21 protein-coding genes are annotated in these 19607 nt (G+C 69.6%); 6 read left to right on the top strand and 15 right to left on the bottom strand.

Features of this window, described 5'->3' with window-relative positions; genetic code table 11:
- Positions 1–69 precede the first annotated feature (69 nt).
- The 4 genes from BM314_RS25295 to BM314_RS31070 all read left to right on the top strand — a co-directional run bounded on the left by BM314_RS25295 (position 70) and on the right by BM314_RS31070 (position 2375).
- Positions 70–522: a response regulator gene (locus BM314_RS25295; RefSeq protein ID WP_091927965.1), complete on the top strand. Its 453-nt coding sequence runs from the start codon at positions 70–72 to the stop codon at positions 520–522.
- Positions 523–570: 48 nt separating this feature from the next.
- A complete protein-coding gene (locus BM314_RS25290; RefSeq protein WP_091981031.1) occupies positions 571–1218 on the top strand; it encodes a BON domain-containing protein in 648 nt (215 codons plus the stop codon).
- Positions 1219–1290: 72 nt separating this feature from the next.
- Positions 1291–2100 (top strand): universal stress protein, encoded by an 810-nt coding sequence (locus tag BM314_RS25285; RefSeq protein WP_091981029.1) that lies wholly within the window; start codon positions 1291–1293, stop codon positions 2098–2100.
- Between the two features lie 11 nt (positions 2101–2111).
- Positions 2112–2375 carry a hypothetical protein gene (locus BM314_RS31070; RefSeq protein WP_091981104.1) on the top strand — a complete coding sequence of 88 codons (264 nt, stop codon included), beginning with the start codon at positions 2112–2114 and terminating at the stop codon, positions 2373–2375.
- 65 nt (positions 2376–2440) lie between these two features.
- Here BM314_RS31070 and BM314_RS25275 read toward each other — a convergent pair whose 3' ends face one another.
- From BM314_RS25275 to BM314_RS25250, 6 genes are all read right to left on the bottom strand, one after another.
- Positions 2441–3328, bottom strand: coding sequence for a universal stress protein (locus tag BM314_RS25275; protein ID WP_091981027.1), 888 nt, complete (start codon positions 3326–3328; stop codon positions 2441–2443).
- 12 nt (positions 3329–3340) lie between these two features.
- The gene (locus BM314_RS25270) at positions 3341–3676 is read right to left on the bottom strand and encodes a c-type cytochrome (protein WP_091981025.1); all 336 of its coding nucleotides are present in this window, start codon (positions 3674–3676) and stop codon (positions 3341–3343) included.
- The gene (locus tag BM314_RS25265; protein WP_091981023.1) at positions 3676–4491 is read right to left on the bottom strand and encodes a universal stress protein; all 816 of its coding nucleotides are present in this window, start codon (positions 4489–4491) and stop codon (positions 3676–3678) included. Before BM314_RS25265 ends, BM314_RS25270 begins: the two co-directional genes overlap by 1 nt.
- Positions 4492–4614: 123 nt before the next feature.
- Entirely contained in the window at positions 4615–5598 is a 984-nt protein-coding gene (locus tag BM314_RS25260; RefSeq protein ID WP_091981021.1) for a zinc-dependent alcohol dehydrogenase family protein, read from the bottom strand.
- Between the two features lie 13 nt (positions 5599–5611).
- Positions 5612–6256: a BON domain-containing protein gene (locus BM314_RS25255; RefSeq protein ID WP_091981019.1), complete on the bottom strand. Its 645-nt coding sequence runs from the start codon at positions 6254–6256 to the stop codon at positions 5612–5614.
- 31 nt (positions 6257–6287) lie between these two features.
- Complete coding sequence (locus BM314_RS25250; RefSeq protein ID WP_091981017.1) at positions 6288–6488, bottom strand: hypothetical protein; 201 nt, start codon at positions 6486–6488, stop codon at positions 6288–6290.
- A gap of 127 nt (positions 6489–6615) precedes the next feature.
- Here BM314_RS25250 and BM314_RS25245 point away from each other — a divergent pair, with 127 nt between their 5' ends.
- Entirely contained in the window at positions 6616–9171 is a 2556-nt protein-coding gene (locus BM314_RS25245) for a phosphoketolase family protein (RefSeq protein ID WP_107353646.1), read from the top strand.
- Positions 9172–9180: 9 nt separating this feature from the next.
- Positions 9181–10296 (top strand): acetate/propionate family kinase, encoded by a 1116-nt coding sequence (locus BM314_RS25240; protein WP_091981014.1) that lies wholly within the window; start codon positions 9181–9183, stop codon positions 10294–10296.
- A 46-nt stretch (positions 10297–10342) separates the two neighbouring features.
- Here BM314_RS25240 and BM314_RS25235 read toward each other — a convergent pair whose 3' ends face one another.
- The 9 genes from BM314_RS25235 to BM314_RS25195 form a co-directional block, all read right to left on the bottom strand.
- A complete protein-coding gene (locus BM314_RS25235; protein ID WP_170868181.1) occupies positions 10343–11053 on the bottom strand; it encodes a Crp/Fnr family transcriptional regulator in 711 nt (236 codons plus the stop codon).
- Positions 11054–11501: 448 nt separating this feature from the next.
- Positions 11502–11744, bottom strand: coding sequence for a hypothetical protein (locus BM314_RS25230; RefSeq protein ID WP_091981010.1), 243 nt, complete (start codon positions 11742–11744; stop codon positions 11502–11504).
- Positions 11741–12217 (bottom strand): hypothetical protein, encoded by a 477-nt coding sequence (locus BM314_RS25225; protein WP_170868180.1) that lies wholly within the window; start codon positions 12215–12217, stop codon positions 11741–11743. Before BM314_RS25225 ends, BM314_RS25230 begins: the two co-directional genes overlap by 4 nt.
- Positions 12218–12329: 112 nt before the next feature.
- On the bottom strand, positions 12330–12644 hold the full coding sequence (locus BM314_RS25220) for a hypothetical protein (protein WP_091981008.1): 315 nt from the start codon (positions 12642–12644) through the stop codon (positions 12330–12332).
- A gap of 11 nt (positions 12645–12655) precedes the next feature.
- Positions 12656–13306 carry a BON domain-containing protein gene (locus BM314_RS25215; protein WP_091981098.1) on the bottom strand — a complete coding sequence of 217 codons (651 nt, stop codon included), beginning with the start codon at positions 13304–13306 and terminating at the stop codon, positions 12656–12658.
- 71 nt (positions 13307–13377) lie between these two features.
- The gene (locus BM314_RS25210) at positions 13378–13725 is read right to left on the bottom strand and encodes a DUF1476 domain-containing protein (protein ID WP_091927979.1); all 348 of its coding nucleotides are present in this window, start codon (positions 13723–13725) and stop codon (positions 13378–13380) included.
- Between the two features lie 89 nt (positions 13726–13814).
- On the bottom strand, positions 13815–16418 hold the full coding sequence (gene mgtA / locus BM314_RS25205; RefSeq protein ID WP_091981006.1) for a magnesium-translocating P-type ATPase: 2604 nt from the start codon (positions 16416–16418) through the stop codon (positions 13815–13817).
- 38 nt (positions 16419–16456) lie between these two features.
- Positions 16457–17746 carry a S41 family peptidase gene (locus BM314_RS25200; RefSeq protein WP_244540032.1) on the bottom strand — a complete coding sequence of 430 codons (1290 nt, stop codon included), beginning with the start codon at positions 17744–17746 and terminating at the stop codon, positions 16457–16459.
- A 224-nt stretch (positions 17747–17970) separates the two neighbouring features.
- Positions 17971–19497: a bifunctional aminoglycoside phosphotransferase/ATP-binding protein gene (locus BM314_RS25195; protein ID WP_091981002.1), complete on the bottom strand. Its 1527-nt coding sequence runs from the start codon at positions 19495–19497 to the stop codon at positions 17971–17973.
- Between the last annotated feature and the right edge of the window lie 110 nt (positions 19498–19607).

Raw genomic sequence — 19607 nt, 5'->3', positions numbered from 1 at the left:
CCAGCGCAAAGCGGACGGATCCGACCGATCCATCCTCGCCCCATCGCAACCGGAAATGGGAATCGGGCGATGGAGAACGGAACGGAGGGGCGGCCGGTCGTGCTGGTCGCCGAGCCGCAGGCGCTGCCGGGCATGTGGCTGGAGGACTCCCTCGCGGACGCCGGCTGTGCGGTGAGCGGCCCCTACGGAACCGGCGGCGATGCTATTGGAAGCCTCGACACGAAACGTCCGGACTTCGCCGTGGTCAGCGTCGACCTGAACGAGGGGCCGTGCTTCCCGCTGGCCTGCGCCCTGCGCCGGAGGGGCATCCCCTTCGCCCTGATTGCCGGGAACGCCCGGGTCCCGAAGGCCTTCGCGGACGTGCCGCTGCTCGGCCGGTTATTCGATGCCCGGGACATGGTCTCCGCCGTGACCGCCGGCTGCGCCGTCCCGGGCTGCCCCCGGGCATGCCCGATGCTGGGTCGTATCACGGCCGGGCAAGAGCTTGCGCTGGATCAATGTCCGACCGCCTGCCGCGCATAGCCTCGGGCTCGGCCAGGCGCGACCTGGACCTCATCGAGGAGACTTACGATGGGCGACAAGCTGATCCGCCAGAACGTCATCGACGAGCTCGACTTCGACCCCAGCATCGACGCCGCCCACATCGGTGTCGCCGTAGAGAATGGCATCGTCACCCTGACTGGTCACGTCGCCAACTATGCGGAACGTGTGACCGCAGAGAAGGCCGCGCAGAAGGTGCGCGGCGTCCGCGGCGTCGTCGAGAAGATCACGGTGCGCTTCGCCGGCGAGACCCCGCCGCGTGACGAGGACCTGGCGCAACGCGCGGTGCAGATGCTCGATTGGTCCGCGACGGTGCCCAAGGATGCCGTGCAGGTGAAGGTCCAGACCGGCTGGGTGACGCTCTCCGGAAAGGTCGACTGGCAGTACCAGAAGGAAGAGGCCTACCGGTCGATCAAGCGGCTCGCCGGCGTGACCGGCATCATCAACAACATCGAGGTGGCGCCGAAGGCAAGCGCGCCCGACGTTCGCGCGAAGATCTTGGCGGCGCTCAAGCGGAACGCCGAACTGGAGGCCGACGCCATCAAGGTGACGGTCAGGGACGCCAGGGTCGTCCTGGAGGGCAGGGTCAACGCTTGGCACGAGCGACGTCTCGCCGAGATCGCCGCGTGGTCGGCTCCGGGCGTGCGCGCCGTCAAGGACCACCTCACGCTTGGCTGAAACCATCGGAGTGGGCGAGGCCGCAAGGGCCGCCCGCACCCGTTCCATCGCCTGCCGACCCGGAGACGTTCCATGACCTACGCGAGCATCATGGTCGCCGTGGACCTGACGGACGGGGCGCGAAGCCGCGTGCGCCTGGCCGCGCACCTTGCCGACGACTTCCACGCCCGTTTGACCGGCGTCGCGGCGGAGATGCCGGATTATAGCTGGGCTCCGGCCGGCCCGACGCCGGGAGGGTCGTTCGGCATCCCCTCGATCCAGGAGGCGGTCCTGAACGACCTCCGGGTGGCCCACGAGGCCTTCGAGGAAGCCGCCGGCGGACGCAGCCGCGTCGAGTGGCGCTCCAACCTGGATTTCCCGCTGGCGTTCCTGGTCGCCCAGGCGGCGGCCGCCGACCTCGTGGTGGTCGGCCGAGGGACGGACCCCGGGCCCTCGCTGTTAGCGGTCGATCCGGCCGACGCGGTCATGCATCTTGGGCGCCCGGTATTGGTGGTGCCGCCGGGCGTCGATCATCTCGACGCCAAGCGCGTCGTGGTCGGCTGGAAGAACACCCGCGAGGCGCGCCGCGCGGTGCTGGACGCGCTGCCGTTCCTGAAGCGGGCGTCCGAGGTGCTCGTCGTCTCGGTCGACGATGGCGCCGGCTCCGAGGGTCAGGACACCCTTCGTCTCCTCCAGGCGCACGGCGTCTCAGCCATCCGCGTCAGACACGATGCCCTGGGTGCCTCGACCTCCGAGGCACTCGTCGAAGCGGCCACCGAGCACGGGGCCGACCTGATCGTCGCGGGCGCCTACGGTCACGGGCGCCTCCGCGAGTGGGCGTTCGGCGGCGTCACTCGGGAGTTGCTGGCCTATGCCCCCCTCTGCTGCCTGATGAGCCATTGATGCCCGGCATCATGCGGAGCACCACGTCATGTGCAGCCGTCTTGGTTCTCGCCGCGGTCGTGGTAAGCGCGTCGCCAACTCAGGCGCGACCGACGGCCGGCTCGCCTGATGCGAAAGGGACGTTCGTCGAGCCTGCAAACGCGCCCCATCGGCATTGCGCAGGGTCCTGCCTGAGAAGCGGGGCCCTGCAGTGGTTCTGCAAGCCCCACCAGACTTGCAGCCTGGATTGCGGCACGGCGCCTCCTCGCATGCACTGCCACGACCCGATGCGTTGAGAGCGGGGCCGCCGAGGTCTCGCGACGGGACAACCCCGGAAAGGCCGTCCTGCAAGCGCGATACGTCAGTGGGCCATGAGTACCGGGATGCGCGCGTGCTCGACCACATGCCGGGTGACGCCACCGAGCAGGAACTCGCGCACGCGGCTGTGGGTGTAGGCACCTATCGCCAGCAAGGAGGCGTTCCGGCGCTCGGCCTCGTCCAGGATGGCCGCGCCGACCGAGATCCCATCCCCGACCGGCAGGGTGACGGCCTCGGCCACGATGCCGTGCCAGCGCAGGTAGGCGCACAGGTCCGCGGCCCGCGTTTCCTCGAAGCGTTCCGTCCTCGCATGCACGACCGTGACGCGGGCGGCCTCGTGCAGCAGCGTGATGGATTGCCCGATCAGGCGTGCCGCTTCGAGACTGCCGTTCCAGGCGATCACGACGTGTTCGAGGAGGTCGTACGGGACTACCTCGCCAACCATCAGCGTCGGTCGTCCGACCGAGAACAGGGCCGTGTCGAGCGCCCTCCCGGTGAACGAGCGCGCCGGATCGGGTCGGTCGACGATGATCAAGTCGTTCACTCGCCCGGCCAGCGTCACGAGCGGCTCGACCTCGCCCGACAGCTCCGTCCAGGTCGCGAAAGTGGCGTCCAGGCGCTCGGTCTTGGCGACCAGCGGAACGCCCTCGCGTCCGCACCAGGCTTCCAGGGCCGCCTTGCCTTCGGCCGCGGCCTCGCGCACGCCCCGCTCGATGGCCTCGATGGTCGCGCAGTCCATCGGCATGACGCTGGCCAAACTGGCGATGCCGACCATGCCGGCCATGCTGGCCATGACATAACCCGGGTCCGGCGCCATGAAGGCGACCGCAATGTGCGCGTGCAGGCGCCGCCCAAGGCGAAGGGCTGCGTCCAGGCGGTGGGTGACATCGATGCCTGGGGCTGTGGGGACGAGAAGACAGCGGAGGTACATCGAGGCTCTTCCTCAGCGTTCGAGCGACTTCATGTAGGCGATCAGGTCCTGCGCCTGGTCAGGGTCGAACCGGAACTCGGGCATGCTCGGATGACCGGTGCGGATGCCTTCCGTGAGCGCCTCGCCGAGATCCTCGACCGGGTAGCGCTTGTGCAGTTCGCGGAAGGGAGGCGCGGCGCGCAGCGGGCTCGCCCCGACACGCCCGACGGCGTGGCAGCGGGCACAGTTGGTCCTGGCGAGGGACTCGCCCTGCTTGACCTGCCGGTCCCAGGCCTGGGCGGAGCCGGTGCCGATAAGGATGGACAGCAGCACCAGAGCGCCCGCGTGGATGGTGGTCGCCGAGGGCATCAGTGGCTCATCAGGCAGCAGACGGGGGTCGATTGCAGGACTTCGCGGGTGGCGCCGCCGAAGGCCCACTCGCGCAGCCGGCTATGCCCGTAGGCGCCCATCACGATGAGGTCCGCGTCCTCCCGCCCGGCGAACCGAAGGATTTCGTCGGCGGGGCCGATCTCCGGCTTGCGCAGCAGGTGGGTCGTGGCCTTGATTCCGTGCCCGGACAGGTACTCGGCCGCGCCCTCGGCGCCCACGTGCTGCGCGTCCGGTCCCACGGCCACCACGCAAACCTGCTCGGGCTGTCTCAAGAACGGTAAAGCGTCGTGAAGGGCTCGACGGGCCTCGGGCGTATCCTTCCAAGCCACCACGACCCGCTTGACCGCGAGGTTCTCGATGCCCGGCGGGACCACCAGCACCGGACGCCCCACCTCCATCAGCAGCCCCCCGGTGGAGACCGCCATCGGACCGGCATCACCGTCCGCAGGTCCCTGCCGGCCGACGACCACGAGGTCGGCAGTGCGCGCCTGCGCACCGAGGAAAGCCAACGGATCGGTCGGTGCGGAGCGCCAGCTCGTCTTAGGCGCCTGCCCGGCCTCGCGCTCGAAAAGCGCTTTGGCCTCCGCGAGCTGCTCATCGGTCAGGCGCTCCTCAAGGGCCCAGACACGCTCGACCTCCAGCATGTCGCCGACCGGCATGGGGCCGAGGACCGGACGTGCGGCGACGCCGGTCAGCTTGGACCCGAACTGTTGGGCGAGGCCGGCCGCCAATTGGACTCGGTCCGCCGCCGTGGGCCCGAGGTCGACCGAGACCATGATGTTGGAGATCTTCATGACCACCTCCCTTGGCCGGGCTGCCGGCGCGATGGAGGTACTCTGGCCCCGGTTCGCGGGGACGACCTTGATCCATCGCAAGGGCACTCGATGGGCAGTTGAAATGCAGCGGACGAGACCGGTTCAGGGTACGAGAACGGCGGCGCCCTGGAGGGCGCCGGACCGGTGGGCGGCGATCGCCGCGTTGGCCTGGACGAGCGGGAACGTGCGCGTGCGGGTGACGATGCCGGCCCGCGGCACGACCTCGAAGAAGCCGCGCGCATCCGCGCGGGTGAGGTTCGCCACCGAGCGCACCGACCGCTCCTCCCAGAGCAGTTCGTAGGGGAAGCGCGGGATGTCGCTCATGTGGACACCGCCACAGACCACGCATCCGCCCCTGCGCAACTCCGCGAGTGCGGTCGGCACCAGCCGGCCGTCGGGTGCGAAGATCAAGGCCCCGTCCAGCGGCTCGGGCGGCGCCTCGTCCGACCCGCCGGCCCATTCCGCCCCAAGGGAGCGGGCGAAATCCTGGGCTTTCCGGTCGCCGGGTCGGGTGAGCGCGAACACGCGGCGGCCCTGCCACCGGCAGACCTGGGCGACGATGTGCGCGGCCGCCCCGAAGCCGTAGAGCCCCACAGTGTCGGCGTCCTCCGCCATCCGCAGCGTGCGCCAGCCGATCAGCCCTGCGCAGAGGAGCGGCGCTGTCGCGACCGGGTCCAGGCTTGTGTCGAGCGGGATGGTGAAGGCGGCCTCGGCCAAGAGATGGGTGGCGAACCCGCCGTCGCGGGTGCAGCCGGTGAAGCCGGGGGCATCGCACAGGTTCTCCCGGTCGGTTTTACAGTAGCGGCAGTGGCCGCAGGCGTGCCCGAGCCAGGGCACCCCGACGCGTTGACCCGGAGCCGGATCGGTCACGCCTTCGCCGATAGCCTCGACGATGCCGACGACCTGGTGGCCGGGCACGATGGGGTAGACGGCCTGCTGAAGCTCGCCGTCGATGACGTGGAGGTCGGTCCGGCAGACCGCGCAGGCCTCAACCCGGATGCGGACCTCGCCGGGGCCGGGAATTGGATCGGGCCTCTCCTCCATCACGAGGGGACCGCCGATCTCCTGCAGGACCATCGCCAGCATCGGCAACTCCCCGTCATGCGAGCGTCAGGCGGTCCTCGACGGCGCGGACGCCGGGCGCCGACCACGCGGCACGCTCGGCGAGCTTGCGCTCGCTCCAGACGTCGACGCAGCCGTCCAGGATCACCTTGTCACCGTCCACGTGGACGCGGATGGTGTCGGGATCCCGGGCGCTGCGCCTCAGGGCGGCGAGGATCCTGTCCTTGACCTCGGTGGGTCGGACATGCGGCTTCACCGCGATGAGGTTGACGATGTCGGTGACGCCGGCGAGCCGCCGCAGCGCCTTATCGACCGCCGCCTTCTGGTGGTAGTGCGGCACGCATCCTTCGAGCGTGACGCAGCCCTTCTCGACCTTGAGCGAGACCGACCGCTCCGGGATCTGCACGTCCCACTCCAGAACCCGGGCGCACCGCTCGGCCAGGGCCTCGTCGCCGACGCGCGGATTTTCCGGATACCGCACCTCAATCCGCTCGATCACGGCCCGGACGCCGCGCACCCGGAGCGTGACGCGCTCGGCGATGCTCTTCTCGGCGTAGTTCCGGACGTGGCCGGTCAGCGTCACGACGCCGTCGTCGACCGCGACGCCGATCTGCGCCGCGTCGACCATGGGGGCGTATTCCAATTCGTCGAGCACGTGACGGCGTACGGTGATGTCGTCCATCGCGGGTCTCCTCGATTCGCCGGGATTTCTTTCAGAGAGCCAGCCAAAGCAGCGCGGGCGTCACCACCGAGGCCGCGATGGCGAGCGCCAGCGCCTGCAGGCTGCCGATGGATCGGTAGCGCGCCGCGTCCGTGACGACCCGGGGTTCGGCGTCGTTCGTCGGTGCCAGCATGACCGGCACCCGCGCGCGGCGTACCGTCGTGATGAAGGTGGTTCGAAGCACCAGGGCCATCGTTCGCTCCCGTCCTGCTGACGGAAGGCATCCTGCCGGCCTTCCGGGGAGCCGCCTTGATCCAGCTCAACGCCGTTAGCCTCGGCTGCCTGCACGGTCGTCCGGGATCCGCAACCGGGAGGCAGACATGGACGCGAGGCGCCAGCCGACGAAGACCCACGAGGAACGCCGCGACGGCGGCCGTGCGGACGGCGGTCACGACCTGGCCTTCGTGCCGGGGCCGCTCGGGCCCGACAGCATCAGGCGGATCGACAGCTACTGGCGGGCTGCGAACTACCTGTCGGTCGGCCAGATCTACCTCATGGCCAACCCGCTCCTGCGCGAACCGCTCAGGCCCGAGCACGTCAAGCCAAGGCTTCTCGGCCACTGGGGCACGACACCGGGCCTCAACTTCATCTACGTCCACCTGAACCGGGTCATCCGGCAGCGCGACCTCGACATGATCGCGGTGTGGGGGCCGGGTCACGGCGCGCCGGGGCTCGTCGCCAACGCCTACCTGGAGGGCACCTACAGCGAGATCTACCCCGACGTTGCGCGGGACGCGGAGGGGATGGAGCGCCTGTTCCGGCAGTTCTCGTTTCCCGGGGGCATACCGAGCCACGCCTCGCCGGAGCTGCCCGGCTCCATCCACGAGGGCGGCGAGCTCGGCTATTCCTTGGCTCATGCGTTCGGCGCTGCCCTGGACAACCCCGGCCTGATCGTCGCCTGCGTGGTCGGCGACGGCGAGGCGGAGACGGGGCCGCTCGCCGCGTCGTGGCACTCCAACAAGTTCCTGAATCCGACCACCGATGGAGCCGTACTGCCGATCCTGCACCTCAACGGCTATAAGATCGCCAACCCGACGCTCCTCGCCCGGATGCCCGCGGATGAGCTTCGCAGCCTCCTCGTCGGGTACGGCTACGAGCCGACCTTCGTCGAGGGCGACGAGCCGGCCGGCATGCACCAGGCCATGGCGACGGCCCTCGACGCGGTCCTCGACGAGATCGCAGCCATCCGGCACTCCGCGCGCTGCGGCGAGGCCCGGCGACCGCGCTGGCCGATGATCGTGCTGCGCAGCCCCAAGGGTTGGACGGGACCGAAGGCCGTTGACGGCAAGCCGGTCGAGGGAACTTGGCGCTCGCATCAGGTTCCCGTCGCGGCCACGCGGGAGAACCCGGAGCACCGCGCGATCCTGGAAGCCTGGATGCGCTCCTACCGACCGGAGGAGCTGTTCGACGAGGACGGCTCGCTCGTTCCGGAACTCGCCACCCTGGCGCCGAAGGGGCCGCGGCGCATCTCGGCCAACCCGCACGCCAACGCGCATAAGAGCGCGCCCTTGCGGCTGCCGGACGTCATGGACTTCGCCGTCTCCGTGCCGGGACCTGGCCGCTCCCGAGCCGAGGCCACCCGCACGCTCGGCAGCTACCTGCGGGAGGTCCTGTCCCTGAACAAGGACGCCCGCAACTTCCGGATCATGGGTCCCGATGAGACCACCTCGAACCGGCTTGACGCGGTGTTCGACGTGACGGGGCGCGTCTGGCAGGAGGCGACCCTGCCGGGCGACGACCACCTTCAGCGCGACGGCCGGGTCATGGAGGTGCTGAGCGAGCACCTCTGCGAGGGCTGGCTCGAAGGCTACCTGCTCACGGGCCGGCACGGCCTGTTCGCGACCTACGAGGCCTTCGCCCACGTCGTCGATTCGATGGTGAACCAGCACGCCAAGTGGCTCAAGTCCTCGCGCGACCTGCCCTGGCGACGACCGGTGCCATCCCTGAACATCTTGCTCTCGTCCCACGTCTGGCGGCAGGACCACAACGGCTTCAGCCACCAGGATCCGGGCTTCATCGACTTCGTGGCGAACAAGCGCGGGGATACGGCGCGGATCTACCTGCCGCCGGACGCGAACACCCTGCTGTGCGTCACGGATCACTGCCTGCGAACCTATGACCGCATCAACGTCGTCGTGGCCGGCAAGCAGCCGGCGCTGCAGTGGCTGACCCTGGACGAGGCCGTCACGCACTGCGCGGCCGGCATCGACATTTGGGACTGGGCCTCGAACGAGGGGGACACGGAGCCCGACGTTGTGATGGCCTGCGCGGGCGACGTGCCGACGATGGAAACGCTCGCCGCGGTGGATTGGCTGCGCCGGCACGTCCCGGAACTCAGGGTCCGGGTCGTAAACGTGGTCGACCTGATGACGCTGCCGGCGCCCGAGACGCATCCGCACGGTCTCGACGACCCGATCTTCGACAGCCTGTTCACGCGCGACCGGCCGGTGGTGTTCGCCTACCACGGCTATCCGTGGCTCATTCACCGGCTGACCTACAAGCGGACGAACCACGGCAACTTCCACGTCCATGGCTTCATTGAGGAGGGCACGACCACGACGCCCTTCGACATGTGCGTGTTGAACCGGCTCGACCGCTATCATCTCGCCCAGGCCGCGATCCGGGCCGTCCCGCGACTGGGCGCCCGGGCCGAGCACGCCGAGGAGGCGCTTCGCGAGGCGCTGGCCACCCATCGCGAGCATGTTCGCCGAACCGGCGACGACCTGCCTGAAGTGCGGGATTGGGTCTGGCCGGAACGGCACGCCCCCGAGGATCACGACCGCCGGATCGAGGGCGACATCATGCAGTGCGGCCCGACCGACACGGCCAAGCCTGGGCAGGCGGGGACGGTGGACGGGTGGACGGTCGTGACCTGAGGCCGGGCGATGATCCTCGTGCTCAACGCCGGTTCCTCCAGCCTGCGCTGCGCCCTTTTCCGGCCGGGCGCCGACGAGCCGGCGTGGCGAGCGCACGTCGCAGAGATCGGGCATGATCCAAGGCTCTCCGTCGACGGCGCCGCCGTCGGGGGTGAGCGCCCACCGGCGGGCGACCATGCCGCCGTCGCCCGCTGGCTGTTCGTGCGACTTCCCGCGGCACCGACCGCGGTGGGACACCGCGTCGTCCATGGCGGCTTGCATCTCGCAGCGCCGGTGCGGCTCGACGCGGAGATCCTCGCGGCGCTTGAAGGGCTTATTCCGCTCGCGCCCGCGCACCAGCCGCAGGCGCTCGCCTGCATCCGCGCGGTCGGGGAGGTGTGGCCGGATCTGCCGCAGGTCGCCTGCTTCGACACCGCCTTCCATCGGACGCAGGACCGGTTGGCCCAACTCTACCCGCTGCCGCGCGCCCTTATCGACGAGGGGCTCGTGCGCTTCGGCTTCCACGGACTGTCCTACGCCCATCTCGCCCGAACGCTTCCGCACGGGCGGATCCTGGCCGCCCATCTCGGGCACGGGGCGAGCCTGTGCGCGATCCGGGACGGGCGAAGCGTCGCCACGACGATGGGCTTCACCACGCTCGACGGGCTGATGATGGGCACCCGCAGCGGGGCGGTCGACCCGGGCCTCGTTCTGTACCTGATCCGGGAGCGCGGCCTGTCAGCCGACGCGGTGGCCGATCTCCTGAACGAGCGGTCGGGCCTCCTCGGTGTCTCCGGCATAAGCGACGACGTGCGGGTATTGGAGGCGAGCGACGCTTCGGCCGCGCGCGAGGCCCTGGATCTGTTCACCTACCGGATCGTGCGGGAGGCAGGCTCGCTCATCGCCACCCTCGGCGGCGTCGACACCCTGGTCTTCACGGGCGGCATCGGCGAGCACGCCGTGCAGGTTCGCGCCGCCGTCTGCCGCGGGCTGTCCTTCGCTGGCGTCGCCCTCGACGAAGAAGCCAATGCCGGCGGCGAGGCGATGATCGAGGCGTCCGGCTCGGCGGTCTCAGTTCGCATCGCGCCCGCGAACGAGGAGCGCGAGATCGCCCTGTCGGTGACCGATGCGCTCGGGCCGCTGTGAGCGCGCCTCTCGCCGACGCATCGTCGGTGGACCCCGACCTCTTCGATCAGAGCTCCGCGTTCTCCGGCTTGAGGTAGGCGGGGTCGAACTCGGCGACCTCCGTCAACCCATCCCAGTCTTCTATGGTGATCCACCGGCCTCGCCACGACACGAGCTTGGCCGAGGCAAGCCTTCTCACGATACGGTTGGCATGGACCGACGTCAGTCCGAGGGCGCTGCCGAGTTCCGTCTGCGTCAACGGCATGGGGAATCGGGACGCCTCGGCCAAGCCGGCGGCTGCCGCCCGCGTGAAGAGCTCGCAGATCAGGTGCGCCATCCCCTCGTACGCTTGGCGATGGCCGGCGTTCAGGAGCCAGCGACGGGCCGTGGCCAACTCGACGACTGCTTCGAGCTGCACCATGCGGCCGATGCGCGGATGCCGCTCCATCAGGCGTTTGAAGGCATCATGCGGGATGACGCCGATGCGACATGGCGTGAGCGAAGCGACCACGTGATCCATCCGCCGTCGAAAAAGGCCCTGCAGGTCCAGGAAGTCGCCCGGGATTTGTAGGCTCAGGATCTGCGGCCTGAAGGTATTCAGGGGGATGTACTTACAAGTCCAGCCATCCAGAAGAATCCGGCATTGAGCCGTAACGTCGTCCTCGCGTAATATCTCCCGGTCGGCCTCGATTGTTGCGACCCGGGATACGGACGCGGCGAGGGCGTCGATCTCCGGGGCCGAGACACCGCACCGGTCCAGCCTGCGCCTGAGGCTCAAGGTCCAATCCACGCCTGACGCGCGGGCACGTTCGCTTGCCGTCTTACCGTTGCGCGATTGCGGGTCTCGCAAGACTGTCGGTGGGCGCGTCGAGGCTGGAGTCGATTGCGCGGCATCACCTCTGTCCGGTGCCGCCGCTTGGCCCGGCCTCGAATGCGTATCCCCATCGGTATTGGACATGTGCGCCCCCGGTTCCACAGGACGGATGGCAGGTTGGCGGCGCGATGCCCTAGCGCCTTGCGATGAATCAAAAAATCATGGTCGGGAGCACCATCCGCCTCGGCCGGTCCAATGCCGGTTGGATATCCGTCGGGGCAGGCCGAAGCAGGCCATCATGGGTGCGCAAGGCTTTCCCGACCCTCCACACTATGCTGGACACCTCCGCGGGTTGGCTTGACGATCAATGTCGTTTGCATAGCCTGACCGAGTTCGGAACCAGGATCGGCAGTCACTGACGCTGGCTGTCTCGGACCTCGTCAATACGATCTGCGTCTCCGACATCGAGGCCGAGAAGACGGTCCTCGATATCCGCTGGCTGTATCCATCGGTACAGAAGCCGGTCGACTTCGCTTGCCCAGGCCAGCGGGAGGTCGAGCCAGAACGTGCGCCAGAGCGTCAGCAAGGCATTCCCGGCGAGCTCGAACTCCGAGGACGGAGGGCGCGCCGGAAGGTCCGACGACCCTCGCGTCATGACTTGATCCTTGCCTCGACGCGGCTGACGTGGGCGACGCGGAAGGTGCGCTCAGTCCCGTCACCGGCATCGCGGATCGAGACGTATTCGCCCTCGACGAAGGCATGGGTTCCAAGACGATAGCCGGGCTCGTCGTCCTCGTCGGTGCGGTCATCATAGTCGATCAGCCAGGTCGCGCCGCCCTCGCCGCCGGCGCGGTGCACGAGCCGGCCATGCCGGTCGCGCTCGCCGATCCAGAACCGCCGAGCGCGGCAATGGTCCCGGGTTTCCCGCCACAGCGTCGCGTCGAGGTGGCCGTCCGGTCCGAGTGGTGCCACGATCTCGTAGCCCTGTCCGCCGCTGCCGTCCGGATGCTCCGGGCAGCGCGCCAGCGTCAGGGTCACGCGCTGCAGCGTGGCGGGTGCGCTCGGTTTGCCCGTACGCGGTACCACACCCGGGGCGATGGCGTCCGCTCCATGCGTTCCATGAGCCATTGTGAGCCTCCTCGTTTCAGAACGATGTGCGTCCTGAAAACCGGACGCAGAGCACCTGTCAGGCGGATCCTCGATGTGGCGCCGCCGCCGTGGCGCGGACGAAGGGCCGGTGTCAGCGTAGGCAACCGGCACAGATGCCCCGCGTGACCGCATCGTCGCGCTCCTGTTCGGGCGTCCGCCGCTGGATGTCGCTGCCCGGCCCGAAGTCGAGCTTGTCCGGCCGCGGCACCGTCTCGCCGCTCTTGGTCACGTAATCGGAGCGGCTCGACGCAACCCGGTTCGATCCCGAGCCGTCGGCGTCTTGTCCGAGCACCGGCAGCGGGACACAAAAGCCAAGGAGGATCCCCGCGACGCCCAGCGGGAGCGATAGCGCCGTGGCCTTCGTCTCCCTCCAGGAGCCACCACGCGAGCACGTGCCGTGGAACATGGCCGCTCTCCTCAACTCAGGGCGACGATGCGGTCCTCGACGGCACGCACGCCCGGGACCGACCAGGCCGCACGCTCGGCGGCGTCCCGCTCCGCCCAGGCCGATACGGCGCCCTCCAACGTGACCTTGTCGCCCGAGACGGTGACCTTGATCCCGTCGGCCTCGAACATGACGCTGCGCCTGAACGCCTCCAGGATCTTGTCCTTGACCGCCGTCGGCGGAACCCGCGGCCTGATGTCGACGAGGTTGGTCACGCCGTGGACGCCCGACAGCTTCCGCACCGCCGCCTCGGCGCCCGCCATCTGGTACTGCCAGTCCACCGTGCCAGTCAGCGTGACCCAGCCGCCGGCGACCTTCACCTGAATGGCCTGCTTCGGGAGGTGCACCGACCAGTCGATGATGGCCAGCGCCCGCGCGGCGATCTGGTCGTCGGCGACCTTCTTGTCGTCGGCGTAGCGGACCTCGATCTCCTGGGCGATGGCGCGCACGCCCCTGACCCGGCGAACGGCGCGCTCGGCCTCGACCTTCTCGGCGTAGCTGCCGACGTGGCCGGTCAGGGTCACCACGCCTTCCGAGACGGCGACGCCGATGGCGCCGGCATCTAGGCTGGGGTCGAAGTCGAGCTCGTCGAGCACGTCGCGGCGCAGATCCTTGTCGGTCATGGCGTCCTTCCTCATGACGTCTCTCCGATTCGTGCCGGGTGGCAGGAATGGTTGGGTCGATCCTGCGCGGCCTAGCCGGAGGAGCCTTGATCCAGCGCAACTCCGACGCGCCGCTCGGCCTGTGCCAGCGCGGCGCACCGGGTCATCTCCGTGCTCAAGCGATCTACCGTCGCCTCGATGCCGGCCGCCTTCAGGTCGGTTTGAAGCCTCGCGATCAGCGTGTCGTCGTCGGTGACGACCGCGCCCTCCGAGAAGGACGTGACGTAACCCTCGGCCGCCGTGCCGGTCAGGCGCATCCGTTCACAGGCCCAGGTCGCCAAGAGCCGGTTGCGCCGGTTGCGGGCGTGAAAGCGCGCCTCCTCCTCCTGGACGAAGCGGCGCTCGGCGGCCCGCTCGCGCTCGTCGAACGTCGTGGTCATGGAAGCCTCCAACCCGGTGCAGCGCCGGACCGGACCGGCGGCCGATCAGCTATCTTTCGACCGGTCCCGGCGGCCAGCCTTGAGGCAGATCAAGCTCCCGGACGTCGGCCCTGCGCGTGGTGCCGCGGGCGGACGACCCATGATTTCACGGCCTCGACCGCCGCGAGGTACGCGAAGGTGATCAGCCCGATGGCGAGCAGGGTCGGCAGGTCTGGGATCTGGAAGCCGAACCAGCTCCCCAGCGGCGAGAACGGAAGGGCTAACGCGGCCCCGAGGGCTGCGAGCGATGAACCAACCAACGCCGCGCTCGGACGGTCCTCCCAGGGATGCCCGTTTGTCCGGATGACGAAGATCACCAGGATCTGCGTCGCCATCGACTCCAGGAACCAGGCCGTGCGGAACTCCTCGGCCGAGGCGCCGAAGACGAGAAGCAGCACACCGAAGGTCAGGAGGTCGAACAGCGACGACAGCGGCCCCATCACCGCGGCGAAACGGAGTACGTTCGCCATGTCCCAGACCTGGGGCCGGGCGGTCGCGGACGAGGCCACCCGGTCGAACGGGATGCCGACCTCCGAGAGGTCGTAGAGCAGGTTGTTGAGGAGGATCTGCGTCGGCAGCATCGGCAGGAACGGCAGCGCCACCGAGGCGACCGCCATGGAGAGCATGTTGCCGAAGTTCGAGCTCGCCCCCATGCGGACGTACTTGAGGATGTTGGCAAAGGTCCGCCGTCCCTCCGCGACGCCGTCGGCGACGACCTCTAGGTCGGAGGCGAGCAGGATCATGTCGGCGGCGGCTTGGGCCACACCGGTCGCGCCGTCGACCGAAAGGCCGATGTCGGCCTGCGCGAGGCCGGGCGCGTCGTTGATGCCGTCGCCCAGGAAGCCGACTACGGCGCCCTTGGCCTGGAGCGCCCGCACGACGCGCGCCTTCTGGTCGGGCGTCAGCCGCCCGAAGGCGTCCACCTTCCGGACCCGCACCGCGAGGGCCGCGTCGCTGAGCGCCGCGACCTCGGGGCCGGACAAAACCGTGCCGGCATGCAGCCCGACGAGACCTGCGAGACGGCGCACGACCACAGGGTCGTCGCCGGACAGGATCTTCAGGCGCACGCCCGCCCGCGCGAGCCGCGCGATGGCGGCCGCCGCCGTGGGTTTCGGCGGATCGGCGAAGGCACAGAACCCCTCAAAGACGAGGTTGACCTCGTCCGTGCCTCCGGGCGGTGTCACGTGCCCGGACCAAACCCGCGCGGCGACGGCGATGCTGCGCAATCCGTCTTCTGCCAGCGTTCGGACCTGCCCGAGGGCCTCGCCGCGCGCCGCCGGGGTCATCAGTTCCGTCCGCTCGCCGGCACGGCGCGCGGTGCACAGCGCGATGACGGCTTCCGGGGCGCCCTTGAGGATCAGCAGCGTCCCTTCCGGTCCCTGCGCGATGACCGACCCGGTGCGGCGCCCGTAGTCGAACGCCCGCCGGCCGGAGAGGCCCCACCCCTGCCCGGCGTTCGGATGGGCTTTGGCCAAGGCGGCGTCGAGCGAACCACGGTCGCCGCCGAGGTCGGCGGCGACGGCCGCGAGCCGCGCCGGCCGCGCATTGTCCCGGCCCGCCGGGTCGAGGCTGCGCGCCAACGCGATCTCGGCGGAGGTCAACGTCCCGGTCTTGTCGGTGCAGAGCACGGTCATCGCGCCGAGGTCGTGGATGGCGGCCAGGCGTTTCACGATGACCTTGCGCGCCGCCATGCGCAGCGCGCCCCGGGAGAGCGTCACGGTGGTGACCATCGGCAGAAGCTCCGGGGTCAGCCCGACCGCGAGGGCCACGGCGAACAGGAGCGAATCGAGCACCGACCGGCCGAGGACGACACGGAACGCCAGGACGGAGAGCACCAAGCCGATGGTGAGCCGGGCGACGACGAGCCCAAACGCGTGCAGGTCACGCTGGAAGGGCGAAGATGCCTGAGCCTCGACCAGCGCCGAGGCTGCCGCGCCGAACATCGTGGAGCGACCGGTCGCGACGACGAGGGCGGTCGCCTCGCCCGTCTGGGCGACGGCGCCGCGGAAGAGGGCGTTCGAGGCCTCGGCCGGCTCGGAGGCCGTCACAGGTCCGACGCGCTTCTCGACCGGGTAGGGCTCACCGGTCAGCGCGGCTTCGGCGGCCGTGAACGCATCGCTCTCGATGATGACGGCGTCTGCCGGAACGATGTCTCCTGCTCGAACGCGCAGGAGGTCGCCCGGGACCACCTGTTCCACCGGGACGGCGACGAAGTGGCCGTCGCGCCGTACCTCGGCCTTCAGCGCCACCGCGTGGCGCAGAGCCTCCGCCGCCCTCGTCGCATGACCCTCCTGCACGGTGTCGAGACCGACGGACAATCCCAGGATGGCGACGATGATCGCGCCCCCGACGACGTCTCCGGTCGCAACCGACACGAGCCCGGCCGTGAACAGGATCAAGGCGAGCGGTTCGAGCAGGCGGCGCAGCACAGCTCGCAGCGCGCCATCAGCCCGCGCGCCGGCATCGCTGTTCGGCCCGTAGCGTTCGAGCCGGCGCGCCGCTTCGGCGGAATCGAGCCCGTCGAACCCGCACCCGAGCTCGGAGCAGAGCGCCTCGGATCCGCGCGTCCAGAAAGCCGCGGCGGACACGGATGACGGCTGGTCCGGCAGCGAGGAGATGTCCCGGGCGAGGACCGGAGCCGCTGTCATTTCCATGGGGCAGGTCCATCGCCTTCCGCTCGTGGCGGACGACATCATCGGCGGGCGATGGGGTCGTTGCGCTGGATCAAGCCGCCGCCCTGGCCGGCTGCCCGCAGATACCTCAGGCTGGCGGTCAGCTGCCGGTCCCGCGTCGGGTCGATCAGGCCATCCTCCACGATGCCGTCCTGCAAGGACCTGCCGTTCCCGTACGGCCTCTCCGGCGGTCTTCCGCCATCTTCCGACGCCATTCCGTCAGGCTGCACTTCGCGGTCGGGCTCGATGCTGTTGCCTTCCACGCTGCGGCCTGCAGGCGTGACGACCCAGGCCGTGGTCAGCCGCAGACCGCGCCCGTCCCGGTGCGCGTAGGTGGTCTGAACGGCGCCCTTGCCGTAGGTGCGCGTGCCGATGACGGTCGCGCGTCGGTGGTCCTGGAGCGCTCCGGCGACGATCTCGGCCGCGGAGGCCGTGCCGCCATCCACGAGCAGGACGAGCGGAAGTCCATCGATCAAGTCACCTCCGGTCCCGTCCAGCGCGAACCGCTCGACCTTGTCGGGACCGCGACCGACTAGGCGCACGATCTCACCGTGCCCAAGGAAGGCTCCGGCCACCGCAACGGCCTGCACCACGAGGCCGCCTGGATTGCCGCGTAGGTCCACCACGAAGCCGCGGAGCCGGTCCCGACCAATGCGGTCCTTCAGGGTCGCGATCGCGCTGACCAGCCTGCCGATGGTGAACTCGTCGAAGTGATCGACACCGATATAGGCGATGGCATCGAAGACCCGTATGCGGATCGGGTGCAGCGGTAGCCATTCCCGGGTCATGATCACCTCGACCGGGGCTGGCGCCTCTGCTTGCACGATCTGCAGTCGCACCGTGGAGCCCGGCTCGCCCCGCAAGTGGCCGGCGACTTGGTCGACCCCGAGGTCTTCTACGGCGTCGCCATCGATGCGCACTATCACGGTCCCGGGCTTCAAGCCGGCTCGCGCCGCGGGGGCGCCTGGAAGCGTGCTCCGAACCCGCCCACCTGCCTCGACCTCCAGGCCGATGCCCGCGTAGGTCCCGGTATTCTGCTCGTCGAGCCGGCGAAACTCGGTCACCGTCAGGTAGCGTGAATGCCGGTCCAGGGATGCGACCATCCCGGCGATGGCCGCGTCGACCAAGCGGCCATCGGTGGGGATGTCGACCGCTCGTGTTCGGACGACGTGGAACGCGGCCCCGAAGGCGAGCAGATTCCTATACGAGGACTCGCGCGATCGGTCGGGCCAAGTGCCGGCATCGGGTGAGCCCGGCGTCATCAGGACCGTGCCGACCGTCCCGGCTAACCCGGCCAACCCGACGATCAAGCACGTGAGACCGCGACCGGGCGTTGACCGGTCGCGTGCCGGCTCGCCTTCGGTCGATCTGAACGGCATCGTCTGGCCCGAATTGCTGATGCGCCTTCAGGGTGGCTATGCGCACCCGGCATCGCATTGACGTGCGTCAACGGACGCCGTGGTGCGCGCCCCTCTCGACCGTCCCGGGCCGGATCTCGGGACCGCCTGAGGAGGACGGGCGGTCGGCTGCCCCGTCACGGCGACGGCCCGTCAAGAGACAGGACAGTCGAGCGCAGAATGTCCAGCGGCACGTCTGACTGGAGACGATGCCACGAGAGCGCGCCGCAACCGCGTGCGACCTGGGCCGTCAGGACCGCCGCGGTCGCGTCCGAGGGGTCACCGACACGCTTCTCGATGCGGCTTGCGAGCGTCGCGGCCGGCGCTTCCAGCCAAACGCCGAGGAACCTGGCATCGTTGTCCCGGGCGACCGCCTCGATGCCTTCACGTTCCGCAGGGCGGTCGAAGACGGCATCGGCGACGGCGCAATGGCCAGCGGCCAGGACACGTGCCGCCTCCGACCGCAGGATCTCGTAGACTCGACGAGACGCGGCGGGAGCATAGGCCGATGCCGGCAGCCGCGTGAGGGCGTCGACGCCATGCAGGCGCTTGCGGATGCGGTCGCTCGACAGGATGCGGGCACCCGGGACCGCCCCGATCCACGGGGCAACTGCGACCGCGACGGTCGACTTGCCGGAACCGCTGAAGCCGCCGACCGCCAGGACGACGACTGGCTTGTCGGTAAGCAGGCTCTCCGCGAGGGCCAGATAGGCTTGCGCCTCGGCCGTCTTCGCGGCGGCGACATCGCCGGTTCCATCCGCCGCATGCGCCGCAGTGACGTGGGCGCGGATCACCGCGCGCAATGCCATCAGGAACGGCAGCAACCCGATCCCGTCGGTCTCGTCCGCCAAATCGAGGTACCGGTTGAGGAGGAGGTTGGCGAGGTCGAAGCGCTCGCGGTGCCAGAGATCCATGAGGGTGAAGGCGAGGTCGTACAGGATATCAGTCGTCGCGATGGTCTCGCTGAATTCGATGCAATCGAACGGCGTCGGTCTTCCCTCGAACAGGCAGATGTTGCGCAAGGTCATGTCGCCGTGGCAGCGGCGGACCTTGCCTGCCGTGCGGCGCGCATCCAGCAGAGAGGCGTGCCGCGTCAGGTGCGACCGGAACCGAGCAGTGAGAGCCTCCGTCCCCTTGGCCGTGAGGAGCCCCGTCGCCCGGAGGGCGGCGTCGTTCATGTCGACGAGCGTCGCCATGGCGGCGGCCCCGCCTCCGTCGCGGTGGATCTCCGCGTTGGCATGGAAGTTCGCGATGACCTGCGCGAGTTCCGCGACATGGCTGGGCCCGAGGCGACCATCGCGCGCCATGGCGTCGAACAGGTCCGCCTCCGGGAAGCGCCGCATCTCCACCACGGCGTCGACGAGATCCCCGGACCCGTCGAAGGCCAGTGTCCCGCCCGGTTCGCGCGTGATCCGCCGGGCGCCGAGATAGAGCGTAGGAGCCGTGCGCCGGTTGAGGGCCACCTCTGCCTCACAAGCCGCGAGCCGGCGCTCGGGCGTGGAGAAATCGAGGTAGGGAAAGCGCACGGCGCGCTTGAGCTTGAATACGCGGTCCCCTGCCAGGAACAGCCTGGAGATGTGCGTGGTTGCCGTGTCTACCGTCCCCGTGCGCGATAAGGCCTGCTTCAGGAACTCGCCAACACAAGACTGGTCCAAGGGCGACATGCGGGTTGGTCCTCGGGAGCCTCGACCTTGGACGCGGCGCAGGCCGAGGTCGACGTGCATCGGCGTTCGGGCTCCGTGTGCGACTGGCGAGACGCGGTCGCCCGGTGACC

Source organism: Methylobacterium sp. 13MFTsu3.1M2, assembly GCF_900112625.1.
In the GTDB taxonomy this organism is placed as follows: domain Bacteria; phylum Pseudomonadota; class Alphaproteobacteria; order Rhizobiales; family Beijerinckiaceae; genus Methylobacterium.
The sequence above is the reverse complement of the archived record's forward strand: the minus strand, read 5'-3'. Positions and strand labels throughout refer to the sequence as shown.

Bases quoted from the DNA above. Each gene is read 5' to 3' on its own strand.
- BM314_RS25270 (WP_091981025.1), bottom strand. From the start codon at position 3,676: ATGCCCTCGGCGACCACCATCCACGCGGGCGCTCTGGTGCTGCTGTCC.
- BM314_RS25220 (WP_091981008.1), bottom strand. From the start codon at position 12,644: ATGTTCCACGGCACGTGCTCGCGTGGTGGCTCCTGGAGGGAGACGAAG.
- BM314_RS25225 (WP_170868180.1), bottom strand. From the start codon at position 12,217: ATGGCTCATGGAACGCATGGAGCGGACGCCATCGCCCCGGGTGTGGTA.
- BM314_RS25215 (WP_091981098.1), bottom strand. From the start codon at position 13,306: ATGACCGACAAGGATCTGCGCCGCGACGTGCTCGACGAGCTCGACTTC.
- BM314_RS25210 (WP_091927979.1), bottom strand. From the start codon at position 13,725: ATGACCACGACGTTCGACGAGCGCGAGCGGGCCGCCGAGCGCCGCTTC.
- BM314_RS25260 (WP_091981021.1), bottom strand. From the start codon at position 5,598: ATGCTGGCGATGGTCCTGCAGGAGATCGGCGGTCCCCTCGTGATGGAG.
- BM314_RS25195 (WP_091981002.1), bottom strand. From the start codon at position 19,497: ATGTCGCCCTTGGACCAGTCTTGTGTTGGCGAGTTCCTGAAGCAGGCC.
- BM314_RS25255 (WP_091981019.1), bottom strand. From the start codon at position 6,256: ATGGACGACATCACCGTACGCCGTCACGTGCTCGACGAATTGGAATAC.
- BM314_RS25285 (WP_091981029.1), top strand. From the start codon at position 1,291: ATGACCTACGCGAGCATCATGGTCGCCGTGGACCTGACGGACGGGGCG.
- BM314_RS25265 (WP_091981023.1), bottom strand. From the start codon at position 4,491: ATGAAGATCTCCAACATCATGGTCTCGGTCGACCTCGGGCCCACGGCG.
- BM314_RS25230 (WP_091981010.1), bottom strand. From the start codon at position 11,744: ATGACGCGAGGGTCGTCGGACCTTCCGGCGCGCCCTCCGTCCTCGGAG.
- BM314_RS25275 (WP_091981027.1), bottom strand. From the start codon at position 3,328: ATGTACCTCCGCTGTCTTCTCGTCCCCACAGCCCCAGGCATCGATGTC.
- BM314_RS25290 (WP_091981031.1), top strand. From the start codon at position 571: ATGGGCGACAAGCTGATCCGCCAGAACGTCATCGACGAGCTCGACTTC.
- BM314_RS25245 (WP_107353646.1), top strand. From the start codon at position 6,616: ATGGACGCGAGGCGCCAGCCGACGAAGACCCACGAGGAACGCCGCGAC.
- BM314_RS31070 (WP_091981104.1), top strand. From the start codon at position 2,112: ATGCGGAGCACCACGTCATGTGCAGCCGTCTTGGTTCTCGCCGCGGTC.
- BM314_RS25250 (WP_091981017.1), bottom strand. From the start codon at position 6,488: ATGGCCCTGGTGCTTCGAACCACCTTCATCACGACGGTACGCCGCGCG.
- mgtA (WP_091981006.1), bottom strand. From the start codon at position 16,418: ATGGAAATGACAGCGGCTCCGGTCCTCGCCCGGGACATCTCCTCGCTG.
- BM314_RS25240 (WP_091981014.1), top strand. From the start codon at position 9,181: ATGATCCTCGTGCTCAACGCCGGTTCCTCCAGCCTGCGCTGCGCCCTT.
- BM314_RS25295 (WP_091927965.1), top strand. From the start codon at position 70: ATGGAGAACGGAACGGAGGGGCGGCCGGTCGTGCTGGTCGCCGAGCCG.